The sequence below is a fragment of the Geodermatophilaceae bacterium NBWT11 genome, from assembly GCA_014218215.1.
In the GTDB taxonomy this organism is placed as follows: Bacteria; Actinomycetota; Actinomycetes; order Mycobacteriales; family Geodermatophilaceae; genus Klenkia.
Window position 1 is genome coordinate 2172320 of record CP043652.1, and the last position, 22607, is coordinate 2194926.

Sequence of the window (22607 nt, forward strand, 5' to 3'; positions counted from 1 at the left end):
GATGGACGACGGGGAGCAGGTGTCGGGCGGTGCCGCACCGCCGTCCGGGCCCGTGCCCACCGGTGACCGGGAGGGCGCCCCCGGCGACGTGCTGACCGCGGCGCTGGCCGAGGGCCTGCGGGGGGACCGGGACCGGGTGTCCGCCGTCCGGCGGGTCGAGGCCGCGGCCGTGGGGTCCCGCGCGCTGGAGCGGCTGGCCCACCTGGCGGCACGGCTGCTGGACGCCGGGTCGGCCCAGGTCTCGCTGCTCGGTGACCTGCAGACCGTGGCCGGCGGAGCCGGGTTGGCCCCGGACTCGGTCGGTGGGCAGGGCCCGCTGGCCGACTCGCTGTGCACCGTGACCGCCGGGGGCCAGGGCCCGTTGGTGGTCACCGACGCCCCGGCTGACCCCCGGGTGGCACACCTGCCCCCGGTGCGGGCCGGTGCCGTCGGCTCCTACCTGGGCATGCCGCTGACCGGCTCGGGCGGCTTCACCGTCGGGGCGTTGTGCGTGTTCGACCCCGCCCCGCGCACCTGGAGCGACTCCGACGTCTCGTTGCTGCGCCAGCTCGCCGACTCGGTGTCCACCGAGCTGGAGCTCTCGGCGCTGTCCACGGAGTTCGAGGCCAGCCGGCTGCGCTGGGGCCTGGCCATCGACGCCGCGGAGATCGGCAGCTTCGACTGGGACCTGCAGACCGGCCGGCTGGTCTGGGACGACCGGCTGGTCGAGCTCTTCGGCTACGACCGGGGGGTGTTCGGGGAGACCATCGAGGACTTCAACGCCCGGCTGCACCCCGACGACGTGCCCCGGGTGGCCGACGCCCTGCAGACGGCCATCGACACCGTCGGGCCCTTCGAGGCCGAGTACCGCGTGCAGCTGCCCTCGGGGGAGACCCGCTGGGTCGTCGGGCGCGGCCGGGCGCTGGCCGACGGCAGCGGCCGGTCGACCCGCATCCTCGGCGCTGCCTACGACACCACCCGGCAGAAGCACGGCGACGCCCGGGTCTCGCGGGTGCTGGAGTCGATGTCGGCGGCGTTCTACTCGATCAGCCGCGACTGGCGGTTCACCTACGTCAACGCCGAGGCCGAGCGGCTGCTGCAGAGCTCGCGCGAGGACCTGCTGGGCGGGGAGATCTGGGAGCTGTTCCCGGCGACGGTCGGCAGCGTGTTCGAGACCGCCTACCGCGGGGCGATGGCCAGTGGGGAGCAGGTGGTCTTCGAGGCCTACTACCCGCCGCCGCTGGACGGCTGGTTCGAGATCCGGGTCTGGCCGAGCCCGGACGGTCTCAGCGTCTACTTCCTGGAGATCACCGAGCGCCGCGCCGCGGAGAACGCCGCCCGCACCAGCGCGGCCCGGCTGGAGATGATCGCCGAGGTGACCGCCGCGTTCGGCGCGCTGCTGGCCGGCGACCGGACCCACGAGGAGGCCCTGCACCAGCTCGCCCGGTCGGTGGTGCCGGTGCTCGGTGACGCCGCGATCGTCAGCGAGGCCGACGCCGACGGCCGGATGCGCGACATCGGCAGCTGGCACGTCGACCCCGACCGGGCAGCGGCGCTGGCCCGGTACACCGAGCTGCGGTTGCCGCACCTGTCGCCCGGCGCCCCCCTCCTGCGCAGCCTGGACACCGGTGAGGTGCTGGTCAGCGAGCAGGTGGCCGAGCTGGTCGAGGAGTTCGTGGCCGGCGACGACGCCGCCCGCGCCTACGCCGACCTGGACCTGAGGTCCCTGGTCGTCTACCCGCTGGTCGCCCGCGGCCGGACGGTGGGCGCGCTGTCGGTCTACCGCGGTGCCGAGCGGGCTGCGCAGGACGACGACGACCTGGCTGCCGGCCGGGAGGTCGCCGACCGCGCCGCGCTCGCCCTGGACACCGCCCGGCTCTACGAGCAGCAGCGCCGGATCGCCGAGGAGCTGCAGCGCAGCCTGCTCACCGCCCCGCCGTGCACCCCCGGCGCCCGGATCGCGGTGCGCTACCTCCCGGCGGCCGAGGCGGCCCAGGTGGGCGGGGACTGGTACGACGCCTTCCTGCAGCCCGGTGGGGAGCTGGTGCTGGTCATCGGCGACGTCGTCGGCCACGACACCGAGGCCGCGGCGTCGATGGGCCAGCTGCGCGGGCTGCTGCGCGGCATCGCCTACCGCGAGGGGGTCGGACCCGCCGACGTCCTCGCCGGTCTGGACCGTGCGATGGCCGGCCTGCAGGTCGACACGATGGGCACCGCCGCCGTCGCCCGGCTGGAGGGCGTCGGTGACGCCGGGCCCACCCGGGTCACCTGGTCCAACGCCGGGCACCCGCCGCTCATGGTGGTCGCCGCCGACGGCACGGTGACCGAGCTGACCGCGGGCCGCGCCGACCTCATGCTCGGTGTCGACGAGACGGCGTCCCGCCGCTCGCTCCCGCTGGAGCTGGGTGCCGGCGCGGTGCTGCTGCTCTACACCGACGGTCTCGTCGAGGCCCGGGACATGCCGCTGGACGAGGGCCTGGACCGGCTGCGCACGACGCTGGAGGACCTCGGACCGGTCGGACCGGGGGAGCGGGACCTCGAGGAGTTCTGCGACCGGGTCGTGGCCCGGCTGCGGCCGGCGGGTTCCGAGGACGACGTGGCCCTGGTGGCCGTCCGGCTGGACTGAGCTCAGCCCCGCAGCAACGCCCAGACCACCTTGGTGTCGGTCTCGGCGTGCCACCCGTGCTCGACCGACATCTCGGCGATGAGGTAGAGCCCCAGCCCGCCCTGGCTGGGGTCACGGCCGACGGCCGGGGTGGGTGGCCGGACCCTGGCTGCGTCCCGCACCTCGACCAGCCAGCAGTCCGCCGACCGGCTGACCGTCGCGGTCGCGCCGCTCCCGCCGTGGCGCAGGGCGTTGGAGGCCATCTCGTCGAAGGCCAGCACGACCCGGTCGACGGCCTCGCCGGCCCCCACCAGCAGCCGGCGCAACGCCGCGCGGACGCCCGGGAGTTCCGCGACGTGCGTGAGCGACCACGACCACCCGTCGACGACGGGCGGGGGAGGGGCTGCGGGCCACACGGGGCTCGCCCACTCGCGGGTCACGTACGCACTCCTCGTCCACTCGGCAGTCCGGCACCCGGGGTCGCGTGCTCGTGGCGGCTGCTGCGCCTCGGGGTGGATGCTCAGCCGCCCCGGTGCCCAAACACGCAGCTCACCCCGGGGTGAGGGCGGCGACCCGCTGCACGGTCGCCCAGTTGCGCGCGGTGCCCGCGACACCGAGCAACCGATCCCACCGCCAGCGGCCCACCGGGGTGTCCTGCACCCCGCCGGGCAGCCACAGGTGCAGCTCGCGGTCGCGCAGCCACCAGCCGCCCTCGTCCGGTCCGGCCGCGGGGACGGCGGCGGCCAGCGCGGGGTCGGGGGTGCCGGCCAGGAAGGTCACCAGGTAGCGGGCCGGGTCCAGGACGGCGGGGTCCTCGAGCAGCGGGCCGGCGGCCACCACCACGGCCAGCTCGGCGGCGGTGCGGACGACGACGGCCACGTCGTGCCCCAACCCCTCGGCGACCGCCGCGTGCACGTCGGCGGCGACGGCCTCGGCGTCGAGGTCGCTGGACAGGATGACGTTGCCGCTCTGCAGCAGCGTGCGCACGTCCCGGTGCCCACGGGTGGTGAGCAGCTCGCGGAGCGGGCCCATCCCCACCCGCTTCGCCCGCCCCACGTTGATCCCGCGCAGCAGGACGACGTAGCGGGTCACGCCCGGCACCCTAGGGCCCCCTTACGGTGCGGTCGGGTCTCGGCTCTGCCAGGGTGGTCCCGTGCGGTGGTGGGGGGCCGAGGGTGCCGGACCGCAGGTCGGACCGGCAGCTCCGGGGGTGCCCCGGGGACCGCAGCACGCCGCCACCACCACGCCTCCGGCCACGCGCTGCGCTCCGCGCAGCCGATGGTCGGGACGACGGGACAGGTCGGCCCCTCCCACCGCACGGTGTTCCACGTGAATCGCGAGGTGGCCCGGGCGCTGGCCGACGCGTTCCTCGGGGCGCCGGCCTGGCGGGTCTCGGTGCTGGTCGACCGGGGCCGCGCGGTGCTGTCGACCGAGCCCTCCTGGCTGGGCCGGGCCGCTGTCGCCGCCGTCACCAGCTGGCCGGAACCGCCGGTCGACGCCCCGGGCGAGCTGGCCCGGTTCCTGCTCGGGGTCGACGTGGGCCCCGAGGACGAGGAGGCACGCCCGGAACCGCCGCCCCGCGTGGTCCGCCGGGTGCCCACCCCGACCCGCATGGGCCGCACCCGCTGGCCGGTGCACCCGCTGCACGACCTCGCCGACGTGGCGGAGCTGCTGGGCACCGACCTCGAGCACCTGGACTGGTACGCCGACCGCCAGGGCCGCCAACGTGCCGAGCCGGCCGGTCACCTGCAGCTCTACCGCCGGCGGTGGCTGCCCCGCCCGGGCCGGGTGCCCCGGCTGCTGGAGGTGCCCACCCCCCGGCTGCGTGCGGTGCAGCGGCTGCTGCTGGACCGGGTGCTCGGGCCGGTCCCGGCGCACCCGGCCGCGCACGGGTTCGTGCCCGGGCGCAGCGCGGTGACCGGGGCGGCGCAGCACACCGGTGCCGACGTCGTCCTCACCCTGGACCTGGCCGCGTTCTTCGCCACCGTGACGTCCGGGCGGGTCCACGCCACGCTGCGGACGGCGGGCTACCCGGAGCCGGTGGTCGCGCTGCTCACCGGGCTGGTCACCACCCGGGCCACCCGCGACGACCTGGCCACCATGCCCCCCGGCGGCACCGATGCCGCCCGGCACCAGCTGCGCGGCGCGTTGGCCGCGGCGCACCTGCCGCAGGGCGCCCCGACCTCGCCGCACCTGGCCAACCTCGGCGCCCAGCGGCTGGACCGCCGGCTGGCCGGGTACGCCGCTGTCGCCGGGGCCGGCTACACCCGGTACGCCGACGACCTCACCTTCTCCGGGGGGCCCGACGTGGCCCGCCGGGTGCGGGCGCTGCAGCACGGCATCGAGCGGATCGTGGCCGACGAGGGCTTCGTGGTGCACCCGACCAAGACCCGGGTGCGTGGTCGGGGTGCCCGGCAGACCGTGACCGGCATCGTGGTCAACCGGGGGACGTCGCTGCCCCGGGCCGAGCTCGACGCGCTGCGGGCCCGGCTGACCAACGCCGCCCGCCGCGGCCCCTCGGCAGCCGACCTCGCGGCGTTCGACGACGACCGGGTCGCGCTGCGGGCGCACCTGACCGGCCGGGTCGCCTGGGTGGCCCAGGTGCACCCCGCGAAGGGGGCGCGGCTGGCCGCGCTCCTCGCCGCCGTCGACTGGGACGGCCCCGACACGTCGCTGTGACCCGGCTGTGACCCGGACCCGCCAGTCTCGCCTCACGCGCGGTGCAGCGGGTGCCGTCGCAGAGCCAGGGGGAGCACGACGTGGCGACGACGAAGACCGGCCTCCAGAGGGACCCCACCGACCCGAACGCGCTGCCGCCGTGGTCGGTGGCCGTGCCGCTGGGCCTGCAGCACGTGCTGGCCATGTTCACCTCGAACCTGACCCCGGCGATCCTGCTGGCCGGGGTCGTCGGCGCCACCACCGGCGAGGCCACCCTGCTGGTGCAGGCGGCACTGCTGTGCGCCGGGCTGGCCACCCTGCTGCAGACCGTGGGCATCGGCCCGGTCGGCAGCCGGCTGCCGCTGATGATGGGCGCCGGGTTCGCCTTCATCGCCGTCGCGGTGCCCCTGGCGGCGGACTACGGGCTGTCCGCGGTGCTCGGCGGCGTGCTGGTCACCGCCGTGGTCCAGGTGCTCATCGGGTTGAACATCCACCGGGTCGCCCAGTTCTTCCCGCCGGTGGTGACCGGCACGATCATCCTGGTCATCGGGCTGGGTCTGCTGCCCAGCGGCGTGAACCTGGCCGCCGGCGGCATCGGCTCCCCGGACTTCGGTTCGCCGGCGAACCTGGCGGTCGCCGCCGTCGTGCTGGTGCTCACCGTGGTGCTCAACCAGTTCGGCCGCGGGCTGCTGTCCAGCGCCGCGGTGCTCATCGCCGTCCTCGTCGGGTACGTGGTCGCGATCCCGTTCGGGCTGCTCGACCTCTCCGGGGTGGGTGACGAGCCGCTGGTCGCCGTCCCCACGCCGTTCGAGTTCGGGGTGAGCTTCCCGCTGGTCGCGGTGCTGTCCATGGCGGTGGTCGGGGTGGTCAACATGGTCGACTCGGTGGGCACAGTGCACGCGGTCACCGAGGGCGGCGCGGGCCGGCCGGCGACGACGAGGGAGCTGCGCGGCGGGATCCTCGCCGAGGGCGGCAGCGCGGTGCTGGGCGGGGTGTTCGGTGCCCTGCCGACCACGATGTTCAGCCAGAACATCGGCCTGGTCGCGCTCACCAAGCAGATGAGCCGGCACGTGGTGACCATCGGCGCGGTCGTGCTGGTGCTGCTCTCGCTGCTGCCCCAGGTCGCCGCGGTGCTCGCCGCCATCCCGCCGGCAGTGCTGGGCGGGGGCGTCCTGGTGCTCTTCGGGATGGTCTGCGCCATCGGCGTGCAGCTGCTGAGCAAGGACGGGCTCACCACCCGCTCGCTGCTCGTCGTGGCGATGTCGCTGGCCCTGGGACGCGGCATCGCCTCGGCCCCGGACGCCCTGGACCGGGTCACCGGTGAGTGGGGTGCGCTCTTCGACTCCGGGATCGTGGTCGCGGCGGTGGTCGCCGTCGTCCTCAACCTGGTGCTGCCCGGCCGCACCCGCGCCCCGCTCGCGCCCGAGGTGCTCGTCGAGGGCGCCGCCGACGCCGAGGCCGACCGGCGCCGCGAGGACTGAGCCGCACAGCCGCGCGCTCTACGCTGCGCGGCGATGGCGAAGACCGGGCTCCTCGAGGTGCGTGACCTGTCGGTCGGCTACGGCGGGGAGCCGGTCTGCGCACCGGTCACCCTCAGCGTGCAGGCCGGGACGGCGGTCGGGGTGATCGGCCCCAACGGCGCGGGCAAGTCCACCGTGCTGCAGACCCTGGTCGGGCTGCTCCCGGCGATCGCCGGCACCGTCGAGCTCGAGGGCCGCCCGGTGGACGAACGGGAGGCGGTGTTCCGGCGCTCGGTGGCCACCGTGCTCGACGACGACGCCTTCTTCCCCTCGCTCACCGGCGCCGAGCACCTGCTGCTCACCGCCCGCGGGCACGGGGTCACCGACGCCGAGCAGGTGGTCACCGACGAGATCGCCGAGTTCGGCCTCGAGGAGCGCGCGCACGCGCTGCCCTCGGCGCTGTCCTCGGGTCAGCGGCGCCGGCTCGCGCTGGCGGCGGCCTTCGTCCGGCCGGCCCGGTTGCTGGTGCTCGACGAGCCCGAGCGCCGCCTCGACGCCCAGATGCGCCGCCGGCTGGCCGCCCGGCTGGCCGAGGACGTCGCCGACGGGCTGACCGTGGTGTTCGCCAGCCACGACCCGGAGTTCCTGTCCACCGTGGCCCGCCGGGTGCTCGTGGTGGACGACGAGGAGTGCACCGTGGTCTCCCCGAAGGCCGCCGTCGCGGCGCTGCGCGAGGGGTGAACGCCGACCCGACGCTCGAGCTCAGCGGGGCAGGCGTCCGCAGGTACACCCGGCAGGCCACCGCCACCCGGGCCGACACGAGCTGGCTGACCCTCGGCGGGGACGTGCTGTCCTGGCTGACCACCGCCGGGGTCGTCGTCGCCGTCCTGGGCGGGGCGTTCTCCGCGTTGCGCGAGCGGATCGCGGCCCGTCCGGAGACCGGGACGACGGTCCTGCCCGGCGAGCTGACCGCCGTCGTCGCCGCCGTGCTGGTCACCGCGGGGGTGGTCGCGCTGTTGTCCCGGCTCGGCCCGGTCAGTGCGACCCCGGCCACCGCGGCCTGGTGGCTCCCCCTCCCGGCCGGACGGCGCGGCCTGCTGCGCGGTGAGCTCCGCCGGGTCGGCCTGGTCGCCGTGGTGGCCGCGGTCGTGGTCGCCCTGCCGGTCGTGCTCGCCGCCCCGGCCGCGCCCACGGTCGCCGAGGTCGCGGCCACCGTCGCCGGTGCGGCCCTGCTGGCCCTGGCGGTGGTCGGCGCCCTGGTGGTGCTGCAGGCCGCCGGCCGCACCGGGTGGGTCGCCCCGGTCGCCGGGTCGCTGGCCACCGTGGTCGTCGTCGTCCCCGCGCTGCTGGGCACGGTCGCCGGGTCGTGGGCGTGGGAGCCCAGCGCCCCCCACCTGCCGGTGCCGGTGCTGCTCGGGGTGCCCGCGGTGCTGGCCGTGGCCGGGCTGGTCGCCGCCGACCGGGTCAGCGACCGGCTCGCCGCCGGCGCCCTGCGCGAGCGGGGGACGGCGGTGTTCGTGGCCTCGGCGTCCGCCTTGTCGCTGGACACCCGGGAGCTGGGCCGCGCGCTGGGCACCCCGGTGCACCCGCCGCGGCGCACCCGCTCGTGGAGCTGGGTGCGCGAGCCGTGGCAGGCCGTCGTCGCCGCCGACCTGGCCGTGTTCTCCCGCTCCCCGTGGCGCTGGGGGCAGCTGGCCATCGGGGCCGCGCTGCCGGTGCTGGCCGCCCGCACCCGCGGGCTGGGCGAGGTGCCCGCGCTGGTGGCGGTGGCCGTCGTCCTGGGCTGGTCGCTGGCCGCGGTCGCGCTGGGGGAGCCCAGCCGCCGGGCGCACGGCGCCCCGGCGGGCGACCGCTCGCTGCCGCTGGACGCCCGGGACGTCGTCCGCTCGCGTGCCGTCGTCCCGCTGGTCGGCCTGGTCGTGGTCTGCGGGGTGTCGCTGGGGCTGACCGGGCTCGGCTGGGAGTGGGTGCTGCTCGGCGTGGCGACCGCCCCGGCCTGGGCGGGCGCCGCGGTGCGCGGGGGCTACCGGCCGGAGCTGGACTGGTCGGGGCCCGTGCTGTCCTCGCCGATGGGCGCGGTGCCCACCGGTGTCGGGGCCACGCTGGTGCGCGGGTTGGACCTCGGGGTGCTCGGCACGGTGCCGCTGGTCGTGGCGCTGCTGCTGGGTGAGGTGCCACAGCTGCTGCTCGGGATCGCCGTCGCCTGGTCGGTGGGGCTCGGGCTGGTCTCCGTGGAGACGGCGCGCCGCTCGAAGGAGTGATCACGACGCGCTGACCTGCGGTTCCTGTGGGAGGGTGCGGATCCGTCCGACGAGGGGAACGCACGTGTCACTGGGGTCCTGGTACGTCAGCCGCGGTCGGATCGACCGGCGCACCTACTGGTTGCGGTACTTCCTGCCGGTGTTCGTGGTGCTCGTCGTCGTCGCGGCGGTCGTGTTCGCGCTCTTCGGCGAACAGACGGCGCCGGGGACCGTGTCGGTCACCGGCGGGCCGGCCTTCCTGCTCTTCGCCGTCTACCTGGCGGTGCTCACCCCGGCCCTGACCTCGGCCCGCAGCCGGCTGCACGACACCGGCCGCTCCGGGTGGTGGCTGCTGATCGGCTTCCTGCCGCTGGTCGGTGCGATCGTGCTGCTGGTCTTCTACTGCCTGCCCGGCGACCCGGGCCCCAACCGGTACGGCCCGCCCACGGGCGCCCTGCAGCAGCAGCCCGGGTGGGCGCCCCAGCAGCAGTACGGCCAGCCCCCGCAGGGCTACGGGCAGCAGCCCCCGCAGGGGTACGGCCAGCAGCCCTGACGGACGGCGGCGGTCAGCTCCCGGCGCGGGTGGTCGGGTCCGGGGTGTCCTGCGAGGCGGCGTCGGAGTCCGAGCCGCGGAGCACGCGGTAGACCAGCGCACCGAGCACGCCGCCGACCAGCGGGACGACGATGAAGACCCACAGCTGCTCGAGGGCGGTGCCCCCGGTCAGCACGGCCGGGCCGAAGCTGCGGGCCGGGTTGACCGAGGTGCCGTCGACCGGGATCGCGACCAGGTGCGCGACGACGAGGGTGAAGCCGATCGGGAGCCCGGCGACGGCGGCGTTCGACTGCCGCGCGGTGGCCGACAGGACGACCAGGACCAGCAGCGCGGTCAGCACCAGCTCGACCACGATCGCCGAGGACAGTCCGTAGCCACCGGTCGAGGCCGCGCCCCAGCCGTTGGCGCCCAGGCCGTCGGTGGACAGGTCGAACGAGGGGTCACCGGAGCGGAACGCCAGCACCACGCCGGCGCCGGCCAGACCGCCGAGCAGCTGGGCCACGACGTAGACCCCGGCCGCGGCCGGCTCGATGCGCCGGGCGACGAGCAGGCCCAGGGTCACCGCCGGGTTGACGTGGCAGCCCGACACCGGTCCCAGCGTGTACGCGAGCACCAGCAGGGCGAGGCCGAAGGCCATCGCGATGCCGAGCGTGCCGGTGTCGGGGGCGGCGACGGCCGTGCCGACGCCGGCGATGACGAGCAGGGCGGTGCCGAGGAACTCGGCGAACCCGCGGATCGGCAGCGCCGGCTGGGACGGGGCGGTGGTGGTGCTCATGGGGACCTTCCCGGAGTCGTGGGGACGACGCGCCTCAGGGCGCGTCCGGGGGGTCAGACGGGGCGCGGCGGCGATCCTCACGCGCTGTCCGGTGTGAACCGGCTCACCGACCACCGGCGACGTCGGCCACGTGCACGTCGACCTGCAGGGCAGTCAGCCCGGTGAACACCCGGACGTGCCGGGCGACCAGCCGGCGGACCCGGTCCACCAGGGGCGGGATGGGCACCCCGGCGTCGACGGTGACGGTGAGGACGACGACCACCGGCGGGTGGTCGCCGTCCCGGCGCCCGTGGTCGGGCCCGTCGGAGGGCAGGGCACCGCCCGGCAGGACCCGGCCGGTCACCGTGTGCACCCCGGCGACGCCGGCGGCGGCCCGGCGGGCGACCACGGCCACCACCCAGGCCCCGATCCGGGTGCGCCCGGTCCGGTCGGCGACCACGGCGTGCCAGCCGTGGACGGCGTGCGTGGCCACCCGCTCCATGACGCTGGCGTCCAGCGTGCGGGGAGTCGGCGGCGTCTCGTCGAGGGCGTCCAGCGGGGCCCAGGCGGTGGCGAGCTCCGCCAGCGCCGGCCCGCAGAACGGGCAGGTGCGCTGGTGCTCGAGGGTCCCGGCGTCGGGGACGACGCCGTCGGCGACCTGCTCCAGGAGTGCCTCGACGTCGGCCCCGCAGGGCAGCCGCGGGGTCGGGGGTGCGCTCACCGGGTCACCGCCAGTCCGCCATCGCGGTCACCAGGGCCCGGCGGGCCCGGTGCAGCCGGCCGCGCACGGTGGGTTCGGTGAGCTCCAGGACGTCGGCGACCTCGGCGTAGGACAACCCCTCGAACTGGTGCAGCACCAGGGGGGCGCGCTGGTCGAAGGGCAGGGCGAGGACGGCGGCGCGCAGCGCGGCGGTGCGGGCCCGCCGCTCGACGACGCGGTCGGGCTGCTCGGAGACCGGCACCGGCTCCTCGCCGGTGAGCGGGACCGTCCGGCGCGGCCGGCTGAGCAGGGTCAGCGCCTGGTTGGTGACGATGCGGTGCAGCCAGGTGCTGAACGCCGACCGGCCGGCGAAGTCCGGCAACCCGCGCCAGGCCGAGACCAGCGCCTCCTGGGCGACGTCCTCGGCCAGTGCCCGGTCGCCGACCAGTCGGTAGGCCAGCCGGTAGGCCCGGTCGCGGTGCCGCTCGACGAGCAGGCCGAACGCCTCGACCGAGCCGCGGGCGGCCTGCTGGACCAGGTAGTCGTCGGGCAGCCCCGCCCCGTCGAGGAACCCCGCGTCCAACCGGGCGGGGACCGGCCGAGGGTCGTCGTGCTCGATCTGCGGGGCGGCCGAGGTCGTGGGGTCCGCGGCCGGTTGCGGCCGGGCCGGGCTGTCGGACAGCGGGAGGCCGACGGGGGGAGCGGGCAGGTCCAGTGGCGCGACGTCGTCCGCGGTCTCCGGGGTGGCCAACGGGCCGGTGAGGTGGTCGGCGAGGACCTCCCGGGCGGCTGCCGGGTCCGCCACCGCGCCCGACGGCTCCACCGGACCGCGCAGGGCGGTCTCGCGGGCGGGGTGGGTCACGGCGGTGGGTCCTCGTCGGTCGTGGGTGGGGCACGCTCCAGCGCACTGCGGAACTCGTTCGTCCGTTAGGGCCTGTCCGGATTGCCCACGTCGGATGTCGTGTCGTGCCCTACCCGGTGGTGGACAACCGAGCGTACGAGACCAGTGATGCAGCTCACTTGATCGAGACGTGAGGATGCGGCGGCGTCCCCGTCTGAAGGGGTGTCAGCACGTCACGCCCGGCACCGTCCGGGCCACACCCTGAAGGAGATCCCCATGAGCGGCATCGACAAGATCAAGAACGCTGCGGAAGAGGCCCTGGGCAAGGCCAAGGAGGCCGTCGGCGGCGCGACCGACAACGAGGAGCTGCAGGCCGAGGGTCAGAAGGACCAGGCCTCGGCGAACACCAAGCAGGCCGGCGAGAACGTCAAGGACGTCTTCAAGTAGGTCGTCCCCGGGGTCTCCGACCCCTGCCCGGCCCGGGCGCCAGCACGCGCCCGGGCCGGGCCGCCCCACCCACCCACCGAACGAGCGAGAGCGAGCACCGCACCCCGATGGCCGTCCACCGCACCGTCCGCGTGCAGCACAGCGCGACGCACCCCGACCGGGGGGCCATCACCCTCGACGGGGACACCCTGACCCTGGTCGGCGAGGTCGACCACGGGCTGGTCGCCCGGTGGACCGCCGAGGCGCCCGCCGACGTCACCGCGACGACGGTCGACGCCCGCGCCGTCACCTTCCTGGGCAGCGCCGGACTGGCCCTGCTCGCCGGGCTCGCCCGGGCGACGCCGTCCCGGGTGGTGCTCCTGACCGAGCAGCGGGTGGTCACCCGCCCCCTGACCGTGACCGGCCTCGACGCGCTGTTCGAGATCCGCCCCGGCTGAGCCGCTCAGCCCCCGACGAACACCGGGTCCCACGCCCCGGCCAGCACGCTGGCGGTCACCGCGACCGCGCAGACGGCGACGGTGGCCAGCACGAACCAGCCGTCGCGGGCGTGCAGCACCGATCCCCGCGCGTTGGTGCGCACCACGCCGGAGTCGAACCCCCGCGCGTCCATCGCCGTGGCCAGCCGCGACGCCCGCCGCACCGCCCCGACCAGCAGGGTGAACCCGATCCCGGCCAGCAGCCGCACCCGGGCGACCGGGTCGCGGCCGGCCTCCACGCCCCGCGTCCGCCGGGCCAGTCGCACCGACTCGAACTCGGCCACCAGCAGCGGCACCAGCCGCAGCGCGGCCAGCGCGCCGACGGCGAACCGGGCCGGGAAGCGCCAGTGCACGGTGAGCGCGTCGGCCAGCCGCACCGGGTCGGTCGAGGCCACCAGGAACACCCCGGGCAGCGCCAGCCCGACCACCCGCAGCGCCAGGCCGAGTGCCGACACCGCCCCAGACTCCCCGAGCCACAGGTTCACCAGTCCGACGCTCGTCGCCCCCACCAGCAGCGGCCAGGTGCGCAGCCACACCGTGCGCGGGTGGGTGAGCCCGGCGGCGGGGAAGAGGCACAGCTCCACCGCGACGACGACGGCCGGTGTCACCACGTCCAGGCTGGTCAGCAGCACCAGCGTGACGACGACGATCGCGGTCAGCTGGGCGACCGGGTTGATCCGGGACAGCGGCACGTCCGGCGTCGGCCCCAGGGCCAGGGACGCCGTCACAGCGGGTGCTCCCCGTCGGCCAGGACGTCGACCAGGTCCCGGTCGTGGGTGACCACGCAGACCGCGCACCCGGCGGCCCGCTGTTCGGCCAGCAGCGTGACCAGCTCGCGCCAGGTCGCGGCGTCCTGGCCGAAGGTCGGCTCGTCGAGCACCAGCACCCGGGGCGCGGTCGCCAGCGCCGTGGCCACCGACAGCCGGCGCTGCTGCCCGCCGGACAGCGTGAACGGGTTGGCGTCGGCGAAGGGTGTCAGCCCCAGCCGCTCGAGCAGCTCCTCCGCCCGGGCCCGCGCCGCGGTCGACCCCGAGCCCGAGCGCAGCGGCCCCAGCTCCAGCTCGTCGCGCAGCCGGCCGGTGAGGAACTGGTGCTCGGGCTGCTGGAACACCGTGCCGATCCGGGTGACCAGCTCCCCGGCCCGCCACCGGTGCGGTGCCCGCTCCCCGCGCACGGCCAGCTCCTCCGCCGCCCGCACCCGGCCCCCCGTCGGGCCCCGCAGCCCCGCCAGCAGCAGCGCCAGCGTCGACTTCCCCGTCCCGTTCGCCCCGGTCACCGCGGTCACCGCCGCCGCGGGCAGCGCCAGGTCGGTGGGCGTCAGCGCGGGCGTCGTCGTCCCCCGGTAGGAGAACCCCGCCCCCTCCGCGACCACCAGCGCCCCCCAGCGTGGATCAGGTGACCTGATCGACGTCTCTCCGCCCTCAGCAACGTTGGTGAGGGAGGCCAGCTTTGGATCAGGAGACCTGATCGAAGCTGGGGGCAGCACCAGGCCGGCGGTGCGGGAGGCCGGGGTCCAGCCGGGGCCGTGGGCGACCAGGCCGCCGTCCACCACCTCGACCACCCGGTCGACCAGCGGGAGCCACGGCGCGGCGTCGTGGTCGACCACGAGCAGGGTGGTGGCGCGGTCGGCGACGGCGCGCGCCACCGAGGTGCGGACGACGTCCGAACCCGCCGGGTCCAGCTGGGCGGTCGGCTCGTCGAGCAGCAGCAACCCGGGACGCCGGGCCAGCGCCCCGGCCAGCACCAGCCGCTGCTTCTCCCCGCCGGACAGCATCTGGGTGGGCCGGTCGCGCCCGTACCTCCAGCCCATGGCGTCCAGCGCGGCGTCCACCCGCGGCCAGATCTCCTCGGCGGGCACGCCGGCGTTCTCCAGGCCGAAGGCGACGTCGTCCCCGGCGCGGGTCATCACCAGCTGGCTGTCGGGGTCCTGCAGCAGCAGGCCGAGCCGGTCGCGGGCCACGGCGGGCGCGAGGCCGTCGACCGTCAGCTCGCCGGTGACCTCGGCGGCCTCGGGGTCCAGCAGCCCGGCGAGGACGGCGAACAGCGTGGACTTCCCGGCCCCGGACGCGCCGGTGACCAGCACCCGCTCACCGGGGGCGACGTCGAGGTCGACCCCGGTGAGCGCCCAGGCCAGCCGGGAGGCGTGCCGGACGGCGAGTCCGCGCGCCCGGACCGTGGCGGGCGCCGGCACCTCAGACGCGACTGCGGCCGGAGGCGAACGAGCTCAGTGCCCCGGTGCGGGCCAGCGCCCGGACCAGCAGCAGCCCGACGACCCCGGCGAGCAGCACGCTGCTGAGCACGGTGAACGCGGTGTAGGGCACCTTGTAGGCCCAGAAGCCCAGGTCGGCGTAGTAGACGGTGGTGTCCAGGATGGAGGTGGACAGCCCCGCGGTGACGCCGGCCAGCACCGCCGTCCCCCAGCCGAAGCTGCGGTAGCGGGTGAGCAGGAAGCCGATCTCGCCGCCCAGGCCCTGGATCAGGCCGTAGACGATGATGATCCCGCCGTAGGGCGAGCCCAGCAGCAGGCTGACCGCGGCGGCCAGGCCGGAGGCGAACACGGCGGCGCCCGGCTTGCGCACCAGCAGCCCGGCAACCACGCCGGGCATCAGGTAGACCCCGTTGAGCACCGCGGACAGCGGCGGGAAGAAGTCCAGCGGGGCGGCCAGGACGCCGAAGACCAGGTTCCAGGCCCAGAAGACGACGCCGAACGCGACGCCCAGGACGGCGGTCGTGACGATGTCGACGGTGCGCCAGGTGCGGCGCGGTGCGGTGCTGCGTGCAGCGGTGGGACGGGTGACCTCAGCGGTCATGTCGATCTCTCCAGACTCCCTACGCCGGCATGACCCGGTTCAGGTTCGAGGGTCTGCGGTTGCCCGCACTCTCAGCGCCGTCCGGCGCTCCCCTGTCGGTGTGTTCTGTTGTGAGCGGGACTGTACGCAGGCCCGCATCGAGCCGCCGTCCGGGCCTGCTGGTAGACCGGTGCGCAGACGTACTGGCCAGTAGGACAGCGCGAACGGACTCGACGAGGAGCGCAGAACAGATGGCGGACACACAGCGGACGGCGATCGTCACCGGCTCGGCCCGGGGGATCGGTGCGGCGATCGCCCTGCGGCTCGCCGCCGACGGGATGTCGGTGGCGGTGCTCGACCTGGACGAGGGCTCCTGCGCCGGCACGGTCGAGCAGATCAAGGCCGCCGGCGGCGACGCGATCGCCGTGGGCGCGAACGTGGCCGACGAGGCCAGCGTGGCCGCCGCCGTCGACCGGGTCGCCGAGGAGCTCGGCGGGCCGACCGTGCTGGTCAACAACGCCGGCATCACCCGGGACAACCTGCTGTTCAAGATGAGCGTCGAGGACTGGGACGCCGTCATGAACGTGCACCTGCGCGGTGCCTTCCTGATGACCAAGGCCGCCCAGAAGCACATGGTGGAGGCCGAGTACGGCCGGATCGTGAACCTGTCCAGCGTCTCGGCGCTGGGCAACCGCGGCCAGGTCAACTACTCCGCGGCCAAGGCCGGCATGCAGGGCTTCACCAAGACCCTGGCCATCGAGCTGGGCCGCTACAACGTGACCGCGAACGCGATCGCCCCGGGCTTCATCGCCACCGACATGACCGCCGCCACCGCGGAGCGGGTCGGCGTCCCCTTCGAGGACTACAAGGCGATGGCCGCCAAGCAGATCCCGGTCGCCCGGGTGGGCCAGCCCGAGGACATCGCGCACACGGTGTCGTTCCTGACCAGCGAGGGCGCGGGCTTCGTGTCCGGTCAGGTCATCTACGTCGCCGGCGGCCCGCGCGACTGACCTGGTGGAGGGTGGGCGCGCAGGATCCCTGCGCGTTCACCCTCCGGCCGGGCGCACCAGCGTCCAGACGGGCAGCTCGTGGTCGACCGCGGTGCGCTCGCTGGCGCTGACCACGAAGCCCAGTGACTCCGCCCAGCGGACGACGCCGGAGGTGTAGGCGGCCAGCGCGGCCGGCACGCCGTCGGCGTCGCAGCGCTCGAGCACCGGGCGCAGCACCGCCGCGCCCAGGCCCTGCCGGCGCACCGAGGCCCGGACGCCGGCCGCCCGCAGCCACCAGTGCGGTCCGTCGGGGCGCCCGCCGGCGGCGATCCGGTCGGAGGCCTGCACGACCCGGTGCCGGCCGCCGAACACCTTGGGCAGGTCGCGGTCGAGCACGGCCTGCATGTCCGCAGCCGGGGCGGGGTCGCCGGGTGCCTCCCAGGTGGCGACGGCGGTGCAGCCCTCGCTCACCCACGTCGTCCCGGCGTCCACCCCGGCCAGGCCGGCGAGCACCTCGTGCCACCGGTGCAGCCGCTGGGCCCGGCCGTCGTCGGGGAAGGCCCAGGAGGTCCAGCGGTAGTCCGGGTAGGCCGCGGCGAGCGTGGCGGCCAACCGGGGGACGTCGGAGCGCTGGGCCAGGCGGACGGCGGGGGCCGGTGGGAGCTCGCTCACGAGGGCGATCCCACCACGCGGCCCCCGGGGCCGCCCGGGTTCAGGCGGCGACGCGGCGCGACGTGCTGAGCCGGCGGCCGTGCTCGGCCGCCTCGCGCTCGGCGTCGGCCTTGAGCTCCTCGGCCATCGCGGTGAACTCGTCGAGGGCCGGGTTGACCCCGACCAGGGTGAACTCGCGGGTGACGACGGTGAGGTCGAGCTGCCAGACGTCGGCGAGGATGCGGCGCAGCCAGCCGGTGGCGTGGTCCCAGTCCTCGCGCGGGGTGCCGGCGCTGTAGTTGCCGCCGTGCACGGTGACCAGGACGGCGGGCTTGCCGGCCAGCAGCGGCGGCTGACCGGGGGCCATCCGGGGGTCGGTGATCACCAGGTCGACCCAGTTCTTCACGTGCTGGGAGACCCCGAAGTTGTACAGCGGGACGGCGATGAGCAGTGCCTCGGCGTCGGCGAGCTCGTCGGTGAGGATGGCAGCGAGCGCGACGGCCTCGGTCTGGGCGGGGGTGCGCTGGTCCTCGGGGGTGTAGGCGGCGTTGACCGCGTCACCCCAGGCGGTGGCGGGCAGCGGCTCGGTGCCGACGTGCCGGCGGGTGACCGGGGCGTCGGGGGCGTCCTCGCGCCACTGGGCCTCGACGATGTCGGCGATGGCCCGGCTGGCCGAGCCCTCGGTGCGGATGCTGGCGTCCAGACGGAACAGGGACACGGTGACCACTTCTCTCAGGTGTGTAGCTAGGAAAAAACGAGCGACCAGAGAAAAGCTAGCACGGGTAGGGTGGGTCGTGTGGAGGACGTGGTGCACGAGCCCCGGGCGTGTGACGCCGCCTTGAGCCACGCCTTCTCGTTCCTGGGCAAGCGCTGGAACGGCATGGTCATCGCCGTCCTCACCGGGGGGCCGGCCACGTTCAGCGAGCTGCGGCGGGCCGTCGGCGGGATCAGCGACTCGGTGCTGTCCGACCGGCTCACCGAGCTGGCCGGCGCCGGGTTGGTGCAGCGGACCGTCGACGCCGGGCCGCCGGTGGGCGTCAGCTACCGGTTGACGCCCTCGGGCGACGCGCTGGCCCCGGTCCTGGACCAGTTGGGTCGCTGGGCGACGGAGAACCTCGCCCCGCGCTGCCCGTCGGCCGGCTGACCCCTCAGGGACGCATCACCAGGATCGAGCTGGTCGCCGTCGCGAGGAGCCTGTCCGCGCCGTCCACGAGCCGGGCCTCGGCGAGCGCCGTCCGGCCGCCCAGGTGGGTGACGGTGCCGATGCAGCGCACCGGTCCGGTGTCGGTGCGCATCGCGCGCAGGAACTTCACCGTCAGGTCCAGGCTGGTGTAGCCCACCCCGGCCGGGAGCATCGAGTGCACCGCGCAGCCGCAGGCTGAGTCGAGCAGGGTGGCGTAGACCCCGCCGTGCACCGAGCCGATCGGGTTGTAGTGGAACTCGGCAGGCTCCAGGGTGAAGACCACCCGGCCGGGCTCGACGGACTCCAGCCCCATGCCCAGCGTGGAGGCGATCGGGGCCGCGGGCAGCCGGCCCTCGGCGATCCCGCGCAGCACCTCGATGCCCTCGCTGGTGCGCACCTCGGCAGCGGAGACGCCGGGGTCTCCCCAGGTGTGGGTGCGTTCACGAGTCGGTTCGAGCGCCACACCGACAACGTAGCTGTCGCTCGTCCCGACCCTGCCCCTTGACATCCGGCCAACTGACATCTGAGATGTCAGTTGTGCGCGTGCTGCTGCGGGACCAGGCCCTGGTGCGGATCCGGGAGGCGATCGTCTCCGGTGAGCTGCCCCCGGGCGGGGTGGTCAAGGACGCCGAGCTCGCCACCCGGCTGGGCCTCTCGGTCGCCCCGGTGCGCACCGCGCTGGCCCGGCTGGCCGACGAGGGCCTGGTCGAGTCCAAGCCGCAGAGCCACACCCGGGTCACCGCCGTCGTCCCGGCCGCGGTGCGCGATGCTGCCGTCGTCGTCCGGGCGATGCACGAGCTCGCCGTCCGCACCGCCGTCCCCACCGTGACCGCGGACGACGTGGCGGCCATGCGCACGGCCAACGCCGCCTTCGCCGCGGCCGTCGGGGCCGGGGACGTCGACGCCGCCCTGGACGCCGACGACGCCCTGCACGCGGTGCTCGTGGCGCGCTGCGGCAACGGCGCCGTCACCGCGACCGTCGACCGCTTCACCCCGCTGGTCCGCCGGCTGGAGCGGCTGCGCTTCGCCGCCGCCCACGGCGCGGACTCCGTCGACCTGCACGACCGGCTCATCGCCGCGTGCGAGCACCGCGACGTCGAGGACGCCGTCTCGGTCACCACCGCCATCTGGACCGCCCTGCTGGCCGAACTCTCCGAGGAGACCCCGTGACGACGCTCGACGACTTCCCCCGCACCCCGCTGCTCTTCGGGCCCTCGCCGGTGCACCGCCTGGACCGGCTGACCGAGCACCTCGGCGGTGCCGCGGTGTGGGCCAAGCGGGAGGACTGCAACTCCGGCATCGCCTACGGCGGCAACAAGACCCGCAAGCTGGAGTACCTGGTCGCCGAGGCGCTGGCCCAGGGCTGCGACACCCTCGTGTCGATCGGCGGGGTGCAGAGCAACCACACCCGCCAGGTCGCTGCCGTCGCCGCGCACCTCGGGCTGTCCTGCGTGCTGATCCAGGAGAGCTGGGTCGACTGGCCCGACGCCGTCTACGACAAGGTCGGCAACATCCTGATCTCCCGCCTGGCCGGCGCCGACGTGCGGCTGGTGAAGGCCGGGTTCGGCATCGGGTTCAAGGAGAGCTGGGAGACCGCGCTGGCCGAGATCGAGGCCCGCGGGGGCAAGCCCTACGCCATCCCGGCCGGTGCCTCGGACCACCCGCTCGGTGGCCACGGCTTCGCCCACTGGGCCCGCGAGGTCGCCCAGCAGGAGGCCGAGCTGGGGGTCTTCTTCGACACCGTCGTCGTCTGCTCGGTGACCGGGTCGACGCAGGCGGGCATGGTCGCCGGGTTCGCCAAGCTCGAGGAGGACGGCGCCCGCCCACGCCGCGTTCTCGGCGTCGACGCCTCGGCCAAGCCCGCCGAGACCCGCGACCAGGTGCTGCGCATCGCCCAGCGCACCGCCGCCGCGATCGGGCTCCAGCGGCAGCTGACCCTGGACGACGTCGAGCTCGACGAGCGCTTCCACGCGGGGGTCTACGGCATCCCCGACGACGTCACGCTGCGCGCCATGGAGACCGCCGCCCGCACCGAGGGCATGGTCACCGACCCCGTCTACGAGGGGAAGTCGATGGCCGCGACCATCGAGCTGGTCCGCTCGAAGGAGATCTCGCCCGACTCCACCGTGCTCTACGCCCACCTCGGTGGACAGCCGGCCCTGAACGGGTACAGCGCCCTCTTCAGCTGACGCGCTGTGGAGTGGGAGGGCGCGCTCCCCGCGTCCCTGCCACTCCGTGAGCCGGGTACACCTCCGGCCCGACCGCCCCTGGCTGGGGTGGTCGGGCCGGTGGTGCCCTGTGGGGGTCTCTACTGCTGGTGCTGGCGGCGCCGGGTGGCGGTCGTCAGGCCCAGGCCGAGGGCGAGGGCGAGGAGGGCGGCCAGCAGCGGGGTGGTGAGGTCGGCGCCGGTGTAGGCGAGGGTCTCGTCGGTGCTGGTGTTCTGGTCGTCGGTGCCGGCGTCGTAGGTGACGGCGGTGGCGACGGGAGTGCTGCCGGTGAGGACGACCGGGGTGAGGCCGCGGGGGGTCTCCGGGGTGGTGGCGTCCTCCGGGGTGGTCACCGGGGTCTCGGGGTCCGTCGGGTCCTCAGGGGTCCCCGGGGTCTCGGGGTCGGTGGGGGTGCCGGGGGTGGCGGGGCCGCAGTCGGCGGCGGCGTCGCCGAGCAGGCCGACGGCGATGCCGCAGACGTCGACGGGGACGGTGACGGGGACGTCGATGCCGGTGCCCGGCGTCGTGGTGCCGGGGGTGGTGGGGGTGGTGCCGCCGGTCGTGCCACCGGTGCAGCCGGCCGAGGCGTCGCCGATGACGCCGGCGGCGATGCCGCAGACGTCCACGGGGACGGTGATCGGCACCGTGACGTCGTTGCCGGTCCCGGGCGTGGTGCCGGGGTCGGTGGGCGTGGTGCCCGGGGTCGGGGTCGTTCCGCCGGTGGTGGAGCCGCCGGTGCAGTCGCTGCTGGCGTCACCGATCACGCCGGCGGCGATGCCGCAGACGTTCACGGGGATGGTGACGGGGACGTCGACGTCGTTGCCGGAGCCGATGGTGTCGGTGCCGGGGGTGGTGGTGCCCGGCGTGGTGGGGGTGGTGCCGCCGGTGGTGGCTCCACCGGTGCAGTCGCTGCTGGCGTCACCGATCACGCCGGCGGCGATGCCGCAGACGTTGACGGGGATGGTGACGGGGGCGTCGACGTCGTTGCCGGAGCCGACGGTGCCGGTGCCGGGGGTGGTGGTGCCCGGGGTGGTGGGGGTGGTGCCGCCGGTGGTGGAGCCGCCGGTGCAGTCGGCGGCGGCGTCACCGAGGAGGCCGACGCCGATGCCGCAGACGTTCACCGGGACGGAGATCGGGGCGTTCACGTCATTGCCGGAGGCGACGCGGTCGGTGCCCGTCGTCGGGGTCGTGCCGGTCGTGGGCGTGGTGCCGCCGGTGGTCGCGCCACCGGTGCAGTCGGCCGCGGCGGAGCCGATGGCGATGCCGCAGACGTTCACCGGGATGGAGATGGGTGCGTCGACGTCGTTGCCGGTGGCGACGCTGCCGCTGTTGGTCGGGGTGGTCCCGGTGGTGGGTGTGGTCCCGCCGGTGCTCGCGCCGCCGGTGCAGTCGGCGGCGGCGTCACCGAGGAGGCCGACGCCGATGCCGCAGACGTTCACCGGGACGGAGATCGGGGCGTTCACGTCGTTGCCCGAGGCGATCCCACCGGAGCCGGTGGTGCCGGTGGTCGGGGTGCTGGGCGCCGGGGTGGTGGAGGCGCCGCCGGTGGAGCCGGCAGCGCTGTCTCCGAGGACGCCGGCGGCGATGCCGCCGACGTTGACGGGGGCGGCGACGTCGACGTCCACGTCGTTGCCGGAGGCGATCCCCCCGGAGGAGGACGCGGGCGCCGGGGCAGGAGCAGGCGGAGGAGCGGTTGCGGCGCCGCCGGTGGAGTCGGCAGCAGCGTCGCCGAGTACGCCGGCGGCGATGCCGCCGACGTTGACGGGGGCGGCGACGTCGATGTTCACGGTGTTGCCCGAGAGCAGTCCACCGCTGGCTGCGGCGGGTGCAGGAGCAGGGGCCGGTGCCGGGGTGGTGGTGCCGCCGGTGGAGCTGGTGGTGGCGTCGCCGAGGAGGCCGGCGGTGATGCCGGTGACGTCGACGGGGGCGGCGATGTCGATGGTGATGGTGTTGCCGGTCAGGAGGCCGGTTCCGGTGTCGGCTGAGGCGATACCGCTGCCGGTGGCCAAGAGGCCTCCGGTGAGCAGTGCCGTCTGCAGACCGCGCTTGACCCACAGGTTCATCGCGAGAGTCCT

24 protein-coding genes and 1 riboswitch are annotated in these 22607 nt (G+C 75.5%); of the genes, 12 read left to right on the forward strand and 12 right to left on the reverse strand.

What is annotated here, in order from left to right; genetic code table 11:
• Position 1: 1 nt before the first annotated feature.
• Positions 2-2605 (forward strand): SpoIIE family protein phosphatase, encoded by a 2604-nt coding sequence (locus F1C76_10450; protein QNG36951.1) that lies wholly within the window; start codon positions 2-4, stop codon positions 2603-2605.
• Between the two features lie 2 nt (positions 2606-2607).
• Here the strand turns inward: F1C76_10450 and F1C76_10455 are convergent, their stop codons facing one another.
• Entirely contained in the window at positions 2608-3024 is a 417-nt protein-coding gene (locus tag F1C76_10455) for an ATP-binding protein (GenBank protein ID QNG36952.1), read from the reverse strand.
• Between the two features lie 109 nt (positions 3025-3133).
• The gene (locus F1C76_10460) at positions 3134-3676 is read right to left on the reverse strand and encodes a DUF1697 domain-containing protein (protein QNG36953.1); all 543 of its coding nucleotides are present in this window, start codon (positions 3674-3676) and stop codon (positions 3134-3136) included.
• Positions 3677-3913: 237 nt separating this feature from the next.
• Here F1C76_10460 and F1C76_10465 point away from each other — a divergent pair, with 237 nt between their 5' ends.
• The 5 genes from F1C76_10465 to F1C76_10485 all read left to right on the forward strand — a co-directional run bounded on the left by F1C76_10465 (position 3914) and on the right by F1C76_10485 (position 9495).
• Positions 3914-5263, forward strand: coding sequence for an RNA-directed DNA polymerase (locus tag F1C76_10465; protein QNG36954.1), 1350 nt, complete (start codon positions 3914-3916; stop codon positions 5261-5263).
• A gap of 80 nt (positions 5264-5343) precedes the next feature.
• A complete protein-coding gene (locus tag F1C76_10470; protein QNG36955.1) occupies positions 5344-6723 on the forward strand; it encodes a purine permease in 1380 nt (459 codons plus the stop codon).
• A 33-nt stretch (positions 6724-6756) separates the two neighbouring features.
• Positions 6757-7443, forward strand: coding sequence for an ABC transporter ATP-binding protein (locus F1C76_10475; GenBank protein ID QNG36956.1), 687 nt, complete (start codon positions 6757-6759; stop codon positions 7441-7443).
• Positions 7440-8963 carry a hypothetical protein gene (locus F1C76_10480; protein ID QNG36957.1) on the forward strand — a complete coding sequence of 508 codons (1524 nt, stop codon included), beginning with the start codon at positions 7440-7442 and terminating at the stop codon, positions 8961-8963. Before F1C76_10475 ends, F1C76_10480 begins: the two co-directional genes overlap by 4 nt.
• Before the next feature lie 34 nt (positions 8964-8997).
• Positions 8998-9495, forward strand: a complete 498-nt coding sequence (locus F1C76_10485; GenBank protein QNG36958.1) for a DUF805 domain-containing protein — start codon at positions 8998-9000, stop codon at positions 9493-9495.
• Positions 9496-9508: 13 nt separating this feature from the next.
• On the opposite strand, the gene F1C76_10490 is transcribed toward F1C76_10485, so the two are convergent.
• The 3 genes from F1C76_10490 to F1C76_10500 form a co-directional block, all read right to left on the reverse strand.
• The gene (locus F1C76_10490) at positions 9509-10270 is read right to left on the reverse strand and encodes an MIP family channel protein (GenBank protein QNG36959.1); all 762 of its coding nucleotides are present in this window, start codon (positions 10268-10270) and stop codon (positions 9509-9511) included.
• 103 nt (positions 10271-10373) lie between these two features.
• Positions 10374-10970 (reverse strand): Asp23/Gls24 family envelope stress response protein, encoded by a 597-nt coding sequence (locus F1C76_10495; GenBank protein QNG36960.1) that lies wholly within the window; start codon positions 10968-10970, stop codon positions 10374-10376.
• Between the two features lie 4 nt (positions 10971-10974).
• Positions 10975-11988, reverse strand: coding sequence for an RNA polymerase sigma factor (locus F1C76_10500; GenBank protein ID QNG36961.1), 1014 nt, complete (start codon positions 11986-11988; stop codon positions 10975-10977).
• Between the two features lie 78 nt (positions 11989-12066).
• Here F1C76_10500 and F1C76_10505 point away from each other — a divergent pair, with 78 nt between their 5' ends.
• Together F1C76_10505 and F1C76_10510 are read left to right on the forward strand one after the other, a co-directional pair.
• Positions 12067-12237 (forward strand): CsbD family protein, encoded by a 171-nt coding sequence (locus F1C76_10505; GenBank protein ID QNG36962.1) that lies wholly within the window; start codon positions 12067-12069, stop codon positions 12235-12237.
• A 107-nt stretch (positions 12238-12344) separates the two neighbouring features.
• A complete protein-coding gene (locus tag F1C76_10510) occupies positions 12345-12674 on the forward strand; it encodes a hypothetical protein (GenBank protein QNG36963.1) in 330 nt (109 codons plus the stop codon).
• Between the two features lie 5 nt (positions 12675-12679).
• On the opposite strand, the gene F1C76_10515 is transcribed toward F1C76_10510, so the two are convergent.
• The 3 genes from F1C76_10515 to F1C76_10525 all read right to left on the reverse strand — a co-directional run bounded on the left by F1C76_10515 (position 12680) and on the right by F1C76_10525 (position 15523).
• The gene (locus F1C76_10515) at positions 12680-13441 is read right to left on the reverse strand and encodes an energy-coupling factor transporter transmembrane protein EcfT (GenBank protein QNG36964.1); all 762 of its coding nucleotides are present in this window, start codon (positions 13439-13441) and stop codon (positions 12680-12682) included.
• The gene (locus tag F1C76_10520) at positions 13438-14904 is read right to left on the reverse strand and encodes an ABC transporter ATP-binding protein (protein QNG36965.1); all 1467 of its coding nucleotides are present in this window, start codon (positions 14902-14904) and stop codon (positions 13438-13440) included. The genes F1C76_10515 and F1C76_10520 overlap by 4 nt, the downstream gene beginning before the upstream one ends.
• 1 nt (position 14905) lies before the next feature.
• Positions 14906-15523 (reverse strand): hypothetical protein, encoded by a 618-nt coding sequence (locus F1C76_10525; protein ID QNG36966.1) that lies wholly within the window; start codon positions 15521-15523, stop codon positions 14906-14908.
• A riboswitch (TPP riboswitch) is annotated at positions 15523-15627 on the reverse strand. (Overlaps the previous gene by 1 nt.)
• A 126-nt stretch (positions 15628-15753) precedes the next feature.
• Between F1C76_10525 and F1C76_10530 the strand changes: the two genes are divergently transcribed.
• Positions 15754-16512 (forward strand): SDR family oxidoreductase, encoded by a 759-nt coding sequence (locus tag F1C76_10530; GenBank protein QNG36967.1) that lies wholly within the window; start codon positions 15754-15756, stop codon positions 16510-16512.
• A gap of 36 nt (positions 16513-16548) precedes the next feature.
• Here F1C76_10530 and F1C76_10535 read toward each other — a convergent pair whose 3' ends face one another.
• Together F1C76_10535 and F1C76_10540 are read right to left on the reverse strand one after the other, a co-directional pair.
• Positions 16549-17163: an N-acetyltransferase gene (locus tag F1C76_10535; protein QNG36968.1), complete on the reverse strand. Its 615-nt coding sequence runs from the start codon at positions 17161-17163 to the stop codon at positions 16549-16551.
• A 40-nt stretch (positions 17164-17203) separates the two neighbouring features.
• Positions 17204-17860, reverse strand: coding sequence for a flavodoxin family protein (locus F1C76_10540; GenBank protein ID QNG36969.1), 657 nt, complete (start codon positions 17858-17860; stop codon positions 17204-17206).
• 78 nt (positions 17861-17938) lie between these two features.
• Here F1C76_10540 and F1C76_10545 point away from each other — a divergent pair, with 78 nt between their 5' ends.
• Positions 17939-18286: a helix-turn-helix transcriptional regulator gene (locus tag F1C76_10545; GenBank protein ID QNG36970.1), complete on the forward strand. Its 348-nt coding sequence runs from the start codon at positions 17939-17941 to the stop codon at positions 18284-18286.
• A 4-nt stretch (positions 18287-18290) separates the two neighbouring features.
• Here F1C76_10545 and F1C76_10550 read toward each other — a convergent pair whose 3' ends face one another.
• Complete coding sequence (locus F1C76_10550; protein ID QNG36971.1) at positions 18291-18833, reverse strand: PaaI family thioesterase; 543 nt, start codon at positions 18831-18833, stop codon at positions 18291-18293.
• Positions 18834-18853: 20 nt separating this feature from the next.
• Between F1C76_10550 and F1C76_10555 the strand changes: the two genes are divergently transcribed.
• Both F1C76_10555 and F1C76_10560 read left to right on the forward strand, forming a co-directional pair.
• Complete coding sequence (locus F1C76_10555) at positions 18854-19495, forward strand: GntR family transcriptional regulator (protein QNG36972.1); 642 nt, start codon at positions 18854-18856, stop codon at positions 19493-19495.
• The gene (locus F1C76_10560; GenBank protein QNG36973.1) at positions 19492-20514 is read left to right on the forward strand and encodes a 1-aminocyclopropane-1-carboxylate deaminase; all 1023 of its coding nucleotides are present in this window, start codon (positions 19492-19494) and stop codon (positions 20512-20514) included. Before F1C76_10555 ends, F1C76_10560 begins: the two co-directional genes overlap by 4 nt.
• A gap of 119 nt (positions 20515-20633) precedes the next feature.
• On the opposite strand, the gene F1C76_10565 is transcribed toward F1C76_10560, so the two are convergent.
• Entirely contained in the window at positions 20634-22595 is a 1962-nt protein-coding gene (locus F1C76_10565) for a DUF320 domain-containing protein (protein QNG36974.1), read from the reverse strand.
• Positions 22596-22607 lie beyond the last annotated feature (12 nt).

Bases quoted from the DNA above. Each gene is read 5' to 3' on its own strand.
- F1C76_10510 (QNG36963.1), top strand. From the start codon at position 12,345: ATGGCCGTCCACCGCACCGTCCGCGTGCAGCACAGCGCGACGCACCCC.
- F1C76_10565 (QNG36974.1), bottom strand. From the start codon at position 22,595: ATGAACCTGTGGGTCAAGCGCGGTCTGCAGACGGCACTGCTCACCGGA.
- F1C76_10490 (QNG36959.1), bottom strand. From the start codon at position 10,270: ATGAGCACCACCACCGCCCCGTCCCAGCCGGCGCTGCCGATCCGCGGG.
- F1C76_10475 (QNG36956.1), top strand. From the start codon at position 6,757: ATGGCGAAGACCGGGCTCCTCGAGGTGCGTGACCTGTCGGTCGGCTAC.
- F1C76_10450 (QNG36951.1), top strand. From the start codon at position 2: ATGGACGACGGGGAGCAGGTGTCGGGCGGTGCCGCACCGCCGTCCGGG.
- F1C76_10555 (QNG36972.1), top strand. From the start codon at position 18,854: ATGTCAGTTGTGCGCGTGCTGCTGCGGGACCAGGCCCTGGTGCGGATC.
- F1C76_10550 (QNG36971.1), bottom strand. From the start codon at position 18,833: ATGTCAAGGGGCAGGGTCGGGACGAGCGACAGCTACGTTGTCGGTGTG.
- F1C76_10530 (QNG36967.1), top strand. From the start codon at position 15,754: ATGGCGGACACACAGCGGACGGCGATCGTCACCGGCTCGGCCCGGGGG.
- F1C76_10505 (QNG36962.1), top strand. From the start codon at position 12,067: ATGAGCGGCATCGACAAGATCAAGAACGCTGCGGAAGAGGCCCTGGGC.
- F1C76_10525 (QNG36966.1), bottom strand. From the start codon at position 15,523: ATGACCGCTGAGGTCACCCGTCCCACCGCTGCACGCAGCACCGCACCG.